Origin of the sequence: Stenotrophomonas sp. GD04054, assembly GCF_029836955.1 — a bacterium.
GTDB lineage: Bacteria > Pseudomonadota > Gammaproteobacteria > Xanthomonadales > Xanthomonadaceae > Stenotrophomonas > Stenotrophomonas maltophilia_A.
Genome location: NZ_JAOECR010000029.1, coordinates 1 through 13,211 on the forward strand (window position 1 = coordinate 1; position 13,211 = coordinate 13,211).

The following is a 13,211-nucleotide window of genomic DNA, read 5'->3' on the forward strand; positions in this document are numbered from 1 at the left end:
GAACGGGATGCACATTCGCCCTAAAGTAGCGCCGACAGCGGCCGACACGGTAGATTCACCAGATCGATCCGCGGGAATCCGGATACCGCCTGCCGATGTCAGCTGTCTTTTCCATCACTCCTGCCGACAAGAACCGCCTGGCCGCCAGCGACCTGCCACCGCGGGTACGTGAGCTGCTGGGCGCGCTGATCGGCCTGTGCCGGCAGACGCTGGCCGCGCCCCTGATCCTGACTGTCGAAGCGCTGGAGCAGACCCTGCTGCACGACGCCGATCGCGCACGCAATCCGCAGCAGCAGGCCGAGCTGATGGCCCAGCGTGGACAGCTGCACGCCTTCGCCGGTCACTTCGCCGACCGCATGCTCGATGCCGTTGCCGACGCCCTCGCACGGTTGCGCGAACCGGGCAGCGGTGTCAGCACCAGTGCTACGCCTCCAGCACTGCCGGGCATGCTCGGGCTGTCGCTGGTTGATGAGCACGAAGTGGATCGCGACCTGCTGCTGACCGAGATGGTGCGGCGCGAAACCCTGCGTTCAACCAACACACTGAACCTGCTGGGCCAACGCCTGGGGGTACTGGCGGCGGCGCCGGCCTTCGAGGCCGACACCCTGCCGCTGGCGCCGCAGGCACTGTGCGCGATGGTGCGCCGGATTGCCGAACAGGACGCGCTGAGCGTCGAGGTACAGCTGGCGCTGTATCGCAGTTTCGAACGACAGGTGCTGGAACGGCTGGGCGATATCCTTGACCGTGCCAATGCGCTGCTGGCCCAGTCCGGCGTACTGCCTGGGCTGGTCTACACCCCCTACCTGGCACGCTCGTCGAGCACGCGGCGGATCATCACCCAGTCGGTGGGTGGCGGCCGCACCACGCAGCCGGCCAAGCGCAGCGCGGCCCCCCTGACCGGCTGGAACGGTTCGGCACCGGCCGGCTCCTGGTCCAGCCTGGTACAGGACGCCTTCCACGAGGGTGGTGCAGCCGGCCCCGCCACGCCGGGCGTGACCACATCCACCGGCAGTGCTTTGCATGAGCTGCTGCAGCAGGCCCGGCACGCCAACCCTGCCCCGGCGGACCGCGGCGCAGTGCCCAGTGCCGCAGTCGACGCGGTACTCGCGCGTCTGCAGGCTCAGTCCAGCGCGGCAACCGGCGTGGCCGACCTGCAGGCCGCCGTGGTCGCGCAGCTGCGCAGCGAGCATGGTGCGCAGGCCCAGCTGGGCAGTCACGACCGGGACAACCTGGACCTGCTGCGCATGCTGATGCAGCAGGTGCAACAGCAGCAACGTCCCGATCCGGTGCCGGCCGCCCTGCTGGCCCGCCTGCAGGTGCCCCTGGCACGCGCGGCCATGGCCGACCCGGGCTTCTTCGTACGCGACGAACATCCCGCGCGCGAGCTGCTCAACCAGATTGCCGAAGTCGGCGCCAACTGGCTGGGCGACGATGACGTCGACCCGCAGCTGCTGCAGCGCATGGCGCAGAGCGTGCAGGGCCTGCTCGGCCAGGATGCACGCGCGCCGGAAGCCTTCGCCGCTGCCAACGAAGACGTGCAGCAGCACCAGCGCGCGGCGGCCCATCGTGCCGAACTGGCCGAGCGCCGCCACGTGGAAGCCGCGCGCGGCAAGGAACGATTGGAACTGGCCCGTCGCCAGGCCACCGCACAGATCGACCAGTGCTGCGACACGCAGTCGCCACCGCGCTTCGTGCAGAGCCTGTTGCGCCAGGCCTGGGCCGATGCACTGACCCTCACCCGCCTGCGCCATGGCGATGATTCGCCACAGTGGCAGGAACGCCTGCAACAGACCGAGCGCATCGCTGCCATCACCGCACAGGCCATCGACGCCCCCGGCGGCACCGATACCGCGTTGGCAGCGGACGTGGAGGCCGCACTGCTGCAGGTCGGCTACCACGCCGAGGAAGCCGCCGCCGTCGCGCGCAGGCTGGCCACGCCCGGCGGCGAGGATGAAAGCACCTCGCGTACCGAACTCAGTGCCCGCCTGAAGGCACGTGCGCGCCTGGGCGAACACGCCGGCGCGCCCACCGGCACGGCGCCTGCAACGCCCCGCAGCAGTGCCGAAGAAGCCGCCTACCAGCAGCTGTCCACGCTGCCGTTCGGCAGCTGGTTCGACATCGATACCGGTGATGGCACGCTGCGCCGCCAGCGCCTGTCCTGGTACAGCCTGCTGACCGGCCACGCCCTGTTCGTCAATCCACGCGGGCAGAAGATCACCGATACCGACCTGGATACGCTGGCACGGCAGATCAGTGCCGGGCGCGCGCAACTGGTCACCGAAGACAAGGGCCGGCTGGTCGACCGTGCCTGGGAAGCCAGCCTCGGTGCGCTGCGCGCACTGGCCACGGGCCGCGCACAGGAGACCCCCGCATGAAAGCCGTACCGCCGCAGGACACCCGCCGCGCGCCGCGCCGCCAGGTCTCGGACCTGGTGCCGGTCACCGACCAGATGCGCGAGTGCGTGGTCGGGCGCCTCGGCAATGTCTCCGAAACCGGCATGCTGATGCTGGCCAGCGTGCCGCTGCGCGAGGATGCGTTGTACCAGCTGCGCTTCCCGTTGCCACTGGGTGATGGCCGTCAGCAGGCCATCGATGTGGGCGTGCACCTGCTGTGGAGCGAGCCCGCACATGCACCCGGCCAGAGCTGGACCGGCTTCCGCTTCCTGACCCTGTCACGCGAACATCGGCAGCTGTTGCGCCAGTGGGTGGGCGAGGACAGCGACGAGGGACCGGTTTCGACGGCCTGAGTGCCGGTTCCGGCACAGCGGTTTTTCGCGGTATGCGGCAGAATCTAGGGCCGTTTTCCGTGTCGAGCCACCGCAATGATCCAGCAAGACCCCGGCGCCCTGTATTCCGACCACCTGGCCGTGCTGTGCCGACGCGCCGAACAGGCGCTGGCCCGCGGCGGCTTCGATCATCTGGTGGTGCCTAGCGGCACCCTGCACTACCAGGTGTTCGACGACCGCGACTACCCGTATGCGGTGAATCCGCAGTTCAAGGCCTGGCTGCCGCTGACCCGCGTGCCCAACAGCTGGATCGTGTTCACCCCCGGCAAGCGCCCGGCGGTGATCTTCCACCAGCCGTTCGATTACTGGCACGTGGTACCGGACGCACCCAGCGGCTGGTGGGTGGAGCACTTCGACATCCACATCATCCGCAAGCCCGAAGAGGCGCTGGCGCTGCTGCCGGCCGATCCGTCGCGCTGCGCGATCCTCGGCGAGCCGCAGAGCGCGCTGGGCAACTACGTGCCGAACAACCCGGCGCCGGTGGTGAACTACCTGGAATGGCACCGCGGCAGCAAGACGCCGTATGAAATCGCGTTGATGCGCCAGGCGCAGGTGCTGGGCGTGCGCGGCCACCGCGCCGCCGAGGCCGCATTCCGCAACGGCGCCGACGAGTTCAGCATCCACATGGCGTACTGCCAGGCCGTGGGCCAGGATGCCACCGAGCTGCCGTACGGCAACATCGTGGCGTTGAACGAACATGCCGCCGTGCTGCATTACACCGAGCTGGGCCGCAAGGCGCCGCAGCCGCTGCGCAGCTTCCTGATCGATGCCGGCGCCAGCGCGCACGGCTACGCCAGCGACATCACCCGCACCTACGCCGCACAGGGCCACGACGAATTCGCGGCGATGATCGCCGCCGTCGACGCTGCCCAGCAACAGATGTGCGCAGCGGTGCGCCCGGGCTTCGACTACAAGCAGCTGCACGTGGACGCACATCTTTCGCTGATGGGCGTGCTGAAGGACTTCGGCGTGATCAAGGTCTCGCCGCAGACCGCAGTGGAAACCGGCGTCAGTGCCGCGTTCTTCCCGCATGGCATCGGTCACCTGATCGGCCTGCAGGTGCACGACGTGGCCGGTTTCGCGGCCAGCGACGAGGGTGGCCGCATCGAGCGCCCGGCGGGCCACCCGTACCTGCGCCTGACCCGCGTGCTGGAACCGGGCATGGTGGTGACCATCGAACCGGGCCTGTACTTCATCGACATGCTGTTGAATGAAGTGAAGGATGCCGGCCATGGCGATGCAATCAACTGGGACCGCGTGGACTTCTTCCGTCCGTATGGCGGCATCCGCATTGAAGACGAAGTGCTGTGCACTGAAGGCGAGGCGGACAACCTGACGCGGCCGGCGTTTGCGGCGGCGAACGGCTGAGCCCCTCGTGGTTTGACGCTTGGAGCTAAAGCCGGCCTTTGACAGTTTCCTGCCGCGTTCAACCACAGAAAAGAAAAAAGAAAAGCAGAAGCGGGTCGCTCGCTGCGCTCGCTCTGTGTCGACCAAGGTCGACACCTACCAACAGCCGCGCGTTCCAACGGCCGCAGTGGCCAGTAGATCCACGCCATGCGTGGATGATTCATTCGATATCTGACAGATGTGCCGACCAACGGTCGGCACCCACCAACAGCCGCCTGAACCTGTCAAAGGCGAGGCACTGTGGGTTTGCGGGGTGTGAGCCGCATGGATGCGGCGACCAAGCCTACAGGGACGTACTTGCGGCGTCCCCGCAAACCCACAGTGCCCCGCCCTCCCACGGAATGCCGCTTCGGTTTTTGACGTTGCCGTTGATTGCAGCAGGTGCAGGGCTGTAAGCCCTGCCGAAACCCCTTACCCCGCCATCGCCGCTTCAATCTCGTCGGCGCTGCGCGCCAGGCCTTCGGTCAGCACGCGATGCCCGTCATCGGTGATCAGCACGTCATCCTCGGTACGGATCCCGATACCGCGCCAGCGCGGTTCCACCGTCGTATCGTCCACGCCGATATACAGCCCCGGCTCGATGGTGAACGCCATGCCCGGCTCCAGCAGCCGCGAATCGCCGGCCAGGCGATAGTCACCCACGTCGTGTACGTCCATGCCGATCCAGTGCCCGGTCTTGTGCCGGTAGAAGCGCTGGTACAGGCCCTCGGACAGGTTCTTTTCCAGCGTGCCCTTCAGCAGCCCCAGCCGCAGCAGGCCCTCGGTCAGGGTCTGTACCGCAGCCAGGTGGCCGGCCTCGTACGGTACGCCCGGCTTGGCCTGGGCCAGTGCCGCGGCCTGCGCGTCACCGACCAGGTCGTGCAGCGCGCGCTGCTCGGCGCTGAAGCGGCCGTTCACCGGGAACGTGCGGGTGATGTCGCTGGCATAGCCGCGGTATTCGGCACCGGCGTCGATCAGCACCAGCTCACCATCGCGCGAACGTGCGTTGTTGTCGCGATAGTGCAGGATGCAGCCGTTGCGGCCGGCACCGACGATGCTGCAATAGGCCGGCACCGCGTCGTTGGCGCGGAACACGCGTTCCAGCTCCGCCTGCAGTTCGTATTCGTGGATGCCGGCCTTCGCCGCTTTCATCGCCGCCAGATGCGCACGCACGCTGATCTGCGCGGCGTGGTGCATCAGCGCCACTTCGGCGCCGGACTTGAACAGGCGCTGCTCATGCAGCAGGTGGCCCAGCTCCAGGAACTCATGCGGCGGCTGCGCGCCGTGGCGCACCTGCGAACGCACGCGGTTGACCCAGCCGATCAGCTTCAGGTCGAAATCGGCGTCGCGACCGAAGTGGTAATAGACGCGCGAACGCCCTTCCAGCAGGCCCGGCAGGATGTCGTCCAGATCGTCGATCGGGTACGCATCGTCCATGCCGTACTGCGCCACCGCACCTTCCTGGCCGGCGCGGCTGCCGTCCCAGGCCTCGCGCTCGGCGTCGCGCTCACGGCAGAACAGGATGGCCTCGCCGTGACGGCGGCCCGGGATCAACACCAGCACCGCTTCCGGCTCCGGGAAGCCGCTCAAGTACTGGAAGTCCGAATCCTGCCGGAACGGGTAATGGGTATCGAGGCTGCGCACCTTCTCGGCGGCGGCGGGAAGCACCAGGATCGCATCCTCGCCGGCCATGTCCATCAGCTGGCGGCGGCGACGCTTGTATTCGCCGGCCGCGATGCCGGTGCGCTGCTTGATGTCCATCAGTTCAGGCGCTGCCGATGGCGCGAGGCCAGCACCACGTCACCGTGCAGCAGCAGTACCGCCACGCGGATGAATTCCTCGATCTCGGACAGGGCTTCGTCATCGTCATCGCCACCGGCCTCGAAATCCTCGCTGGAGGCACGCGCCAGGCTGGCCATGTCGGTCAGCGCTTCTTCACCCTCTTCGGACAGGATCGGGCGGCGGCCGCCGCTGCCCAGGCCGAAGCCGCCCAGGAAGGAACGGGTCCAGCTGAACATGGCATCAGCCTGCGCGGACACGTCGTCGCCATCGGTCAGCAGCAGTTCGAAGGCGAAATCGCGGTCTTCCAGTTGCTTGATGGTGACCTGCAGCAGCTGCCCCAGCACGCTGTCGGCGGCCACCGGCGGCAGGTTGTCGTCGGCCAGCACACGCGCCGGCCAATCATTGCCGGGGGCACCACCGGCGGCCAGCCAGCCGCACAGTGCGCCGTGCAGCTCGGCAGCGGTGGCGCCCAGGCCCAGTTCCTGGCTGGCGCGGGTAACGTCGTCGACGGAGGGAAGTTCGGTCATCGTGCGGCTCGTTCGGAAAGGAAACCCGGGGCGCGCACGCGCGCGCCCGTGAGACCCCGTAGTGTAGCAACCCGACGGCATCCTCTCTGCGACCGTCAGGCCTTGCTGCGACAACGCTTGACCGCCCTTACCCGGCTTGCCTATCGTGCCCGTATGGAACCCGCCGATCCCCTTGCCCAGCTGCAGGACTTCGCTGCCCGCGTGGAAGCGTTGCTTGAACGCAACCAGCGCCTGGCCGAGGAGAACCGCAGCCTGCGCCACCAGCAGGAACAGCTGGTGGCCGAGCGTTCCACGCTGCTGGCCAAGAACGAGCAGGCACGCTCGCGGGTGGAAGCAATGATCAGCCGGCTCAAATCCCTGGAGCAGCACACATGAGCGCCGAACCGGTCAGTGTCCGCATCCTCGATCGTGAATACACCGTGGGTGTCGGCGGCGATGAACGCGACAGCCTGATGGCCGCCGCGCGCCTGCTCGATGCGCGCATGCGCGAAATCCGCGGCAGCAACCGCATGGCCGCGGTCGACCGCGTCGCCGTGCTGGCGGCGTTGAACCTGGCCCATGAACTGCAGCTGCTGCGTGACGAGAACGCCCGCCAGGCAGTCGCCCTGCAGCAGACGCTGGCCGACCTGAACCGGCGCCTGGACCGCGCGATCGACGGCACCCCGTAGAAGAGGGGACGGAGGGAATCAAGGCGCATTCGCCCCTTCCGTGCCGGAAACGTCTTAATCCCCTCCGTCCCCTTTTCTCATATCTGAATTGGCACGGACTGTTGCCGACGAACGGCCTATCCAGATCCTGCGTGCTGGCTATAATGGCCACGCGTTCTCTGCGGTACTCGACGGCATGTGCAAACATTCGCCTTGTCCCTTAAGAACGACACCGGGAGCGCGACAGCGCCGGGAGTGCAGGTCCGCCTTGTAGCGGGAAGCCCGATGGTTCTCCAGCGTTCCCACTTGAGCCCCCGGGTTCAAGGTCGTTTCGCATGCATCGACATTGCGGAGAATGCAATATTCCAGCAAGGGCGGCGTCTTCGGGCGTCGCCCTTGTTCTTTCCGGCACAATGACGGCTGATCCTTGCCGCACGCTGCCATGACCGACCCGCGCCAGGCCCTGCGCCACGACCTGCGGCAACGCCGCCGCGACCTTTCCGCCGCTGAGCGCATTGCCGCCGCCGAATCCCTCGCCGATGCCCTGCTGGCCCTGCCGTTCGCCCCGCGCGAAGGCGCCGTGGCCGGCTACTGGGCGCTGGATGGCGAAATCGCCCTGCACCGCTGGCAGCTGCAGCTGCCCGAAGGACTCTCCTACTGCCTGCCAGTGCTGGCCGGCGACGTGCTGCGCTTCGCGCCGTGGCGGCCCGGGCAGCCGCTGACCAGCAACCGCTATGGCATTCCCGAGCCGGACGTGGCGATGGAAGACACCCTGGAACCGTCGCAGATGGCGCTGGTAGTGACCCCGCTGGTGGGCTTCGACACACAGTGCCGGCGGCTGGGCATGGGGGGCGGCTGGTATGATCGCAGCTTCGCCTTCCGCCACGACCGGCCGGCGCCGCCCTGGCTGGTCGGCGCTGCATTCGCGGTGCAGCAGGTCGAGTCCTTGCCGGTGGCGTCGTGGGACGTGCCGGTGGATGCGATCTGCACCGAAGACGGCACCCTGTTCCCCTCCGCTGCCCCCGTGAACGCATGACCGCCCGCAAGCGCTACTGGCTGATGAAGTCCGAACCGGACGCCTTCTCCATCGATGACCTGGCCAAGGTCAAGGTCGAACCCTGGAACGGGGTGCGCAACTACCAGGCGCGCAATTTCATGCGCGATGGCATGCAGGTGGGCGACGGCATCCTGTTCTACCACTCCAATACCAAGGTGCCCGGCATCGTCGGCCTGGCCACGGTGGCCAGCCCGGCCTATCCGGACGACACCCAGTTCGACCCGAAATCCGACTACCACGACCCCAAGAGCACGCGCGAGAACCCGCGCTGGATGCTGGTGGACGTGGCCTTCGACCGCAAGCTCAAGCAGGTGATCGCGCTGGACGAGATCAAGCTGCACGCCGAAGAACTCGGCGAGGGCTTCCCGCTGGTTGCCAAGGGCAACCGCCTGTCGGTGTTCCCGGTGACGGCTGCGCAGTGGAAGCTGCTGCTGTCGCTGGAAAAGAAATCCTGATTCCCTGCCTGAGAGTTCTCCCATGTCCGAAGCCAAGCGCCTGGCCGCCGAGAAAGCCATCGAGTACGTTGAAGACGGCATGATCGTCGGTGTCGGCACCGGTTCCACCGTGGCCTATTTCATCGATGCCCTGGCCCGCATCCAGCACCGCATCAAGGGTGCCGTGTCCAGCTCCGAACAGAGCACCGCGCGCCTGAAGCAGCACGGCATCGAGGTGATCGAGCTGAACCACAGCGGCAACCTGTCGCTGTACGTGGACGGCGCCGATGAGTGCGATGCCAACAAGTGCCTGATCAAGGGTGGCGGCGCCGCACTGACCCGCGAGAAGATCATCGCCGAGGCCAGCGAGCGCTTCATCTGCATCGTCGACCCGAGCAAGCAGGTGCCGGTGCTGGGCAAGTTCCCGCTGCCGGTGGAAGTGATCCCGATGGCGCGCAGCCTGGTCGCCCGCCAGATCCGCGACATGACCGGCGGCCAGCCGACCTGGCGCGAAGGCGTGGTCACCGACAACGGCAACCAGATCCTGGACATCCACAACCTGCAGATCACCGATCCGGAAAAGCTGGAGCGCGAGCTCAACCAGCTGCCCGGCGTGGTCTGTGTCGGCCTGTTCGCACGCCGCCGGGCCGATGTGGTGATCGTCGGTGGTGAGCCGCCGGTCGTGCTCTGACCCTTTCGAAGGATCCTGACGATGTCGCTGTTGCGTTCGCTGCTGATGCTTCCGCTGCTGGCCCTGGCCGGCTGTGCTACCGACGCGGCCCGCCATTGGGTCGAGCTGGATGGCGCCCGCTACCAGGTGGAGCTGGCCACCAACGATGAAACCCGCGCGCGCGGGTTGATGTTCCGCGACCAGATGGCCGCCGATCACGGCATGTTGTTCATCCACGACCGCGAGGAAATGCAGGCGTACTGGATGAAGAACACCAAGCTTGCGCTGGACATCCTGTACTTCGACAGCCAGCGCAAGCTGGTCAGCCAGCAGCGCGACGTGCCGCCGTGCTCGGCCGGCGACATGTGCCCGCCCTACCCCAGCGGTGGCCCGGCGCGTTACGTGCTGGAGCTCAACGCCGGCCAGGCCGAGAAGCTCAAGCTGAAGGACGGGACCCAGCTGACCTTCGGCCCGGGCATCGAGAAGTAAACGATGCGACCGGCCAGCGGCCGGCACCCGCCGAATCAACATCAAAGGCAAAAGCTGGGTTACCGAGGGATGGCGGGGCGGTGTGGACTTGCAGGACACGCCGTAAACCCGTCCCGGGGGGCTCGTAGGCGCCATCCATGGCGCCTGCGGTCCTGCAAGCCCACACCGCCCCACCTCTGACAGTTGGCCGGCGGCTGTTGGCAGGTGTCGACCTTGGTCGACACGACATTTCCAAGGCGATGTTCTTTTCACGCGGCACCGCTTGAAACCGCCTGCAATTGCCGCCAGTCTGTGGTCATGCAGGACCAGATCTCACTCCCCGACTGGGATGCACTGGCCGACCTCGAAGACGAGGCGCTGCCACTGTTGCCGACCGCGCTGCTGATCGCGCGCGATGAATACCCCGATCTGCAGCCGTCCACCTACGACGCGCTGATCCAGAGCCATGTCGACCACCTCCGTTCGGAAGTGGACAGCATCGACAACAGCCCATTGAAGATGGCAGCGATCAATCGCCATCTGTTCGACGAGCTGGGCTACAGCGGCGACCACGACGAGTACTACGACCCGCGCAACAGCTACCTCAACCAGGTATTCGAGCGCCGCCTGGGCAACCCGATCTCGCTGGCGCTGGTGCAGATGGAAGTCGCGCGCCGGCTGGGCATTCCGCTCGACGGCGTGTCCTTCCCCGGCCATTTCCTGGTGCGCCTGCCGGTGGACGACGGCGTGCTGGTGATGGATCCGTTCAATGGCGGCCGCCCGCTGGACGTGGACGAACTGCGCGAGCGGGCCAAGTCACACCTGGGCGGGCAGATGCCCGACGACCAGGTGCTGGCGCAGATCCTCGACCCGGCCCCTGCGCGCGCGATCCTGATGCGGATGCTGCGCAACCTGCACGGTGTGTATGCCGAAGCGGGCGAATGGGACCGTGCCGCACGCAGTGCCGACCGCCTGCTGAAGCTGGCCCCGGAGCAGGACGACGCGCTGCGTGACCGTGGCCTGGCCTACCTGCAGCTGGAGTATCTGGCCGGTGCCCGCCACGACCTGGGGCAGTATCTGAAGCGCAACCCGGAAGCCAGCGATGCGCAGTGGCTGCGCGAGAAGCTGATCGACCTTGGCGGGCCGGTGCCGCGGCTGCATTGAGGTTGTCCGGTGTGCGGACCAACGGTCCGCACCCACAGAAGGGCCTGCAGGCCCCGCCATCAATCGACCTCGACCATCTCGAAATCGGCCTTGGTCACCCCGCAATCCGGGCAGGTCCAGGTCTCGGGAATGTCTTCCCAGCGCGTCCCCGGCGCGATGCCCTCTTCCGGCAAGCCTTCCGCTTCGCTGTAAAGGAAGCCGCAGACCACGCACATCCAGGTACGCAAGGTGGTGGGGGTGGCATCGCTCATCGGATAATCAAGGCTGGATTCACGGGCCGCCATTGTCCCATCGCGGTCCACTCACCGGTAGCCATCGATGACTTCTGCTTCCCCGGCGCCCCGCGGCGTCTACCTGATCACCCCGGACGAGCCGGATACCGCGCGCCTGCTGGCCCGTACCGCGCCGCTGCTGGCCGCCGGCGCCACCTGGCTGCAGTACCGCAACAAGACCGCCAGCGACGCGCTGCGGCGCGAGCAGGCCTTCGCCCTGCAGGCGCTGTGCGCGGAACACGGCGTGCCGCTGATCGTCAACGACGACCCGGCGCTGGCCAAGGCGGTCGGCGCCGCCGGCGTGCATCTGGGCGGCACCGACGGTGACATCCCCAGCGCGCGCGCGCTGCTTGGTGCCGAGGCCATCATCGGCGCCTCCTGCTACGACCAGCTGGCCAATGCCGAGCAGGCCGTTGCCGCCGGCGCCAGCTACGTGGCCTTCGGCGCGTTCTTCCCGACCACCACCAAGGTCACCAACAGCCGCGCCCATACCGACCTGCTGCGGCAAAGCGCCGCACTGGGCGTGCCGCGGGTGGCGATCGGCGGCCTGACGCCGGACAATGTCGGTCCCATCATCGACGCCGGCGCCGATCTGGTCGCCGTGGTCAGCAGCGTGTTCGCCGCCGAAGACCCGGTTGCGGTCCAGCGCGCCTACCTCGCCCAGTTCGCGTAACGCCCAGGAAAGCCCCATGAACCACGACCAGTCCCACGCCCTGTTCTCCCGCGCCCAGCAGTTGCTGCCGGGCGGCGTCAATTCGCCGGTGCGCGCGTTCAAATCGGTCGGCGGCGAACCGTTCTTCGTCGAGCGCGCCGATGGCGCCTACCTGTACGACGTCGATGGAAACCGCTACATCGACTATGTCGGTTCCTGGGGCCCGATGATCGTCGGCCACAACCACACGGCGGTGCGCCAGGCGGTGAAGAAGGCGATCGACAATGGCCTGTCCTTCGGCGCGCCCTGCGCGGCCGAAGTGACCATGGCCGAGACCATCACCCGACTGGTGCCGTCGTGCGAGATGGTGCGCATGGTCAACTCCGGCACTGAAGCCACGCTGTCGGCGATCCGGCTGGCGCGCGGCGCCACCGGCCGCAACCGCATCGTCAAGTTCGAAGGCTGCTACCACGGCCATGGCGACTCGTTCCTGGTCAAGGCCGGCAGCGGCATGCTGACGCTGGGCGTGCCGACCTCGCCGGGCGTGCCGGCCGGCCTGAGCGAACTGACCCTGACCCTGCCCTACAACGACTTCGAAGCGGCTACTGCCCTGTTCGAACAGCAGGGTGACGACATCGCCGGCCTGATCATCGAACCGGTGGTCGGCAACGCCAACTGCATTCCGCCACGCGAAGGCTACCTGCAGCACCTGCGCGACCTGTGCACGAAGCACGGCGCGCTGCTGATCTTCGACGAAGTGATGACCGGTTTCCGCGTTGCCCTTGGCGGTGCACAGGCGCACTACGGCATCACCCCGGACCTGACCACCTTCGGCAAGATCATCGGCGGCGGCATGCCGGTGGGTGCCTACGGCGGCCGCCGCGAGCTGATGCAGCAGATCGCCCCGGCCGGCCCGATCTACCAGGCCGGCACGCTGAGCGGCAACCCGGTGGCGATGGCCGCCGGCCTGGCGATGCTGGAACTGATCCAGCAGCCGGGCTTCCACGCCGACCTGGCCGAGCGCACCGCGCGCCTGTGTGCCGGCCTGGAAGCGGCCGCCGCCGACGCCGGCGTGGCGGTGACCACCACCCACGTGGGCGCCATGTTCGGCCTGTTCTTCACCAGCGAGAAGGTGGAGACCTATGCGCAGGCCACCGCCTGTGACATCCCGGCGTTCAACCGCTTCTTCCACGCGATGCTGGAGCAGGGCGTGTTCCTGGCGCCGTCGGCGTACGAGGCCGGCTTCCTGTCCAGCGCGCACGACGATGCCGTGATCGAGGCCACGCTGGCCGCCGCACGCGTGGCGTTCAAGGCCGCCAAGGGCTGAGCCCGCTCTGCACGAAAAAGGGGACGGAGGGGATTAAGTC

15 protein-coding genes and 1 other RNA gene are annotated in these 13,211 nt (G+C 67.5%); 13 read left to right on the forward strand and 3 right to left on the reverse strand.

What is annotated here, in order from left to right:
* Window positions 1–95: 95 nt before the first annotated feature.
* The 3 genes from N7573_RS13960 (at window position 96) to pepQ (ending at window position 4,153) form a co-directional block, all read left to right on the forward strand.
* Window positions 96–2,375 (forward strand): DUF1631 family protein, encoded by a 2,280-nt coding sequence (locus N7573_RS13960; RefSeq protein WP_279912585.1) that lies wholly within the window; start codon window positions 96–98, stop codon window positions 2,373–2,375.
* Window positions 2,372–2,746, forward strand: coding sequence for a PilZ domain-containing protein (locus tag N7573_RS13965; protein ID WP_049400720.1), 375 nt, complete (start codon window positions 2,372–2,374; stop codon window positions 2,744–2,746). The genes N7573_RS13960 and N7573_RS13965 overlap by 4 nt, the downstream gene beginning before the upstream one ends.
* Before the next feature lie 75 nt (window positions 2,747–2,821).
* Window positions 2,822–4,153 carry a Xaa-Pro dipeptidase gene (pepQ, locus tag N7573_RS13970; protein WP_279912586.1) on the forward strand — a complete coding sequence of 444 codons (1,332 nt, stop codon included), beginning with the start codon at window positions 2,822–2,824 and terminating at the stop codon, window positions 4,151–4,153.
* A gap of 450 nt (window positions 4,154–4,603) precedes the next feature.
* Here pepQ and N7573_RS13975 read toward each other — a convergent pair whose 3' ends face one another.
* Complete coding sequence (locus N7573_RS13975) at window positions 4,604–5,926, reverse strand: aminopeptidase P N-terminal domain-containing protein (RefSeq protein WP_279912601.1); 1,323 nt, start codon at window positions 5,924–5,926, stop codon at window positions 4,604–4,606.
* Window positions 5,927–5,931: 5 nt separating this feature from the next.
* Window positions 5,932–6,480, reverse strand: coding sequence for a YecA family protein (locus tag N7573_RS13980; protein ID WP_189719986.1), 549 nt, complete (start codon window positions 6,478–6,480; stop codon window positions 5,932–5,934).
* 153 nt (window positions 6,481–6,633) lie between these two features.
* Between N7573_RS13980 and N7573_RS13985 the strand changes: the two genes are divergently transcribed.
* The 8 genes from N7573_RS13985 to N7573_RS14020 all read left to right on the forward strand — a co-directional run bounded on the left by N7573_RS13985 (window position 6,634) and on the right by N7573_RS14020 (window position 10,920).
* Window positions 6,634–6,855, forward strand: coding sequence for a TIGR02449 family protein (locus N7573_RS13985; protein WP_005410898.1), 222 nt, complete (start codon window positions 6,634–6,636; stop codon window positions 6,853–6,855).
* Complete coding sequence (locus N7573_RS13990; RefSeq protein WP_005410899.1) at window positions 6,852–7,148, forward strand: cell division protein ZapA; 297 nt, start codon at window positions 6,852–6,854, stop codon at window positions 7,146–7,148. Before N7573_RS13985 ends, N7573_RS13990 begins: the two co-directional genes overlap by 4 nt.
* Window positions 7,149–7,300: 152 nt before the next feature.
* Window positions 7,301–7,486: non-coding RNA, 6S RNA (ssrS, locus tag N7573_RS13995), on the forward strand.
* Window positions 7,487–7,569: 83 nt separating this feature from the next.
* Entirely contained in the window at window positions 7,570–8,163 is a 594-nt protein-coding gene (locus N7573_RS14000) for a 5-formyltetrahydrofolate cyclo-ligase (protein WP_279912587.1), read from the forward strand.
* Complete coding sequence (locus tag N7573_RS14005; RefSeq protein WP_032128370.1) at window positions 8,160–8,639, forward strand: EVE domain-containing protein; 480 nt, start codon at window positions 8,160–8,162, stop codon at window positions 8,637–8,639. Before N7573_RS14000 ends, N7573_RS14005 begins: the two co-directional genes overlap by 4 nt.
* A 22-nt stretch (window positions 8,640–8,661) precedes the next feature.
* Window positions 8,662–9,309 carry a ribose-5-phosphate isomerase RpiA gene (gene rpiA, locus N7573_RS14010; RefSeq protein ID WP_006389802.1) on the forward strand — a complete coding sequence of 216 codons (648 nt, stop codon included), beginning with the start codon at window positions 8,662–8,664 and terminating at the stop codon, window positions 9,307–9,309.
* 21 nt (window positions 9,310–9,330) lie between these two features.
* Window positions 9,331–9,777, forward strand: a complete 447-nt coding sequence (locus N7573_RS14015) for a DUF192 domain-containing protein (protein ID WP_032128371.1) — start codon at window positions 9,331–9,333, stop codon at window positions 9,775–9,777.
* Window positions 9,778–10,074: 297 nt separating this feature from the next.
* Window positions 10,075–10,920, forward strand: a complete 846-nt coding sequence (locus N7573_RS14020; protein ID WP_049400716.1) for a SirB1 family protein — start codon at window positions 10,075–10,077, stop codon at window positions 10,918–10,920.
* 59 nt (window positions 10,921–10,979) lie between these two features.
* On the opposite strand, the gene N7573_RS14025 is transcribed toward N7573_RS14020, so the two are convergent.
* Window positions 10,980–11,204 carry a rubredoxin gene (locus N7573_RS14025; protein WP_080291769.1) on the reverse strand — a complete coding sequence of 75 codons (225 nt, stop codon included), beginning with the start codon at window positions 11,202–11,204 and terminating at the stop codon, window positions 10,980–10,982.
* A gap of 34 nt (window positions 11,205–11,238) precedes the next feature.
* On the opposite strand from N7573_RS14025, the gene thiE reads away from it, so the two are divergent.
* Together thiE and hemL are read left to right on the forward strand one after the other, a co-directional pair.
* Window positions 11,239–11,865 (forward strand): thiamine phosphate synthase, encoded by a 627-nt coding sequence (gene thiE / locus N7573_RS14030; protein ID WP_279912588.1) that lies wholly within the window; start codon window positions 11,239–11,241, stop codon window positions 11,863–11,865.
* Window positions 11,866–11,881: 16 nt separating this feature from the next.
* Entirely contained in the window at window positions 11,882–13,171 is a 1,290-nt protein-coding gene (gene hemL, locus N7573_RS14035) for a glutamate-1-semialdehyde 2,1-aminomutase (protein WP_279912589.1), read from the forward strand.
* The last annotated feature ends 40 nt before the right edge of the window (window positions 13,172–13,211 follow it).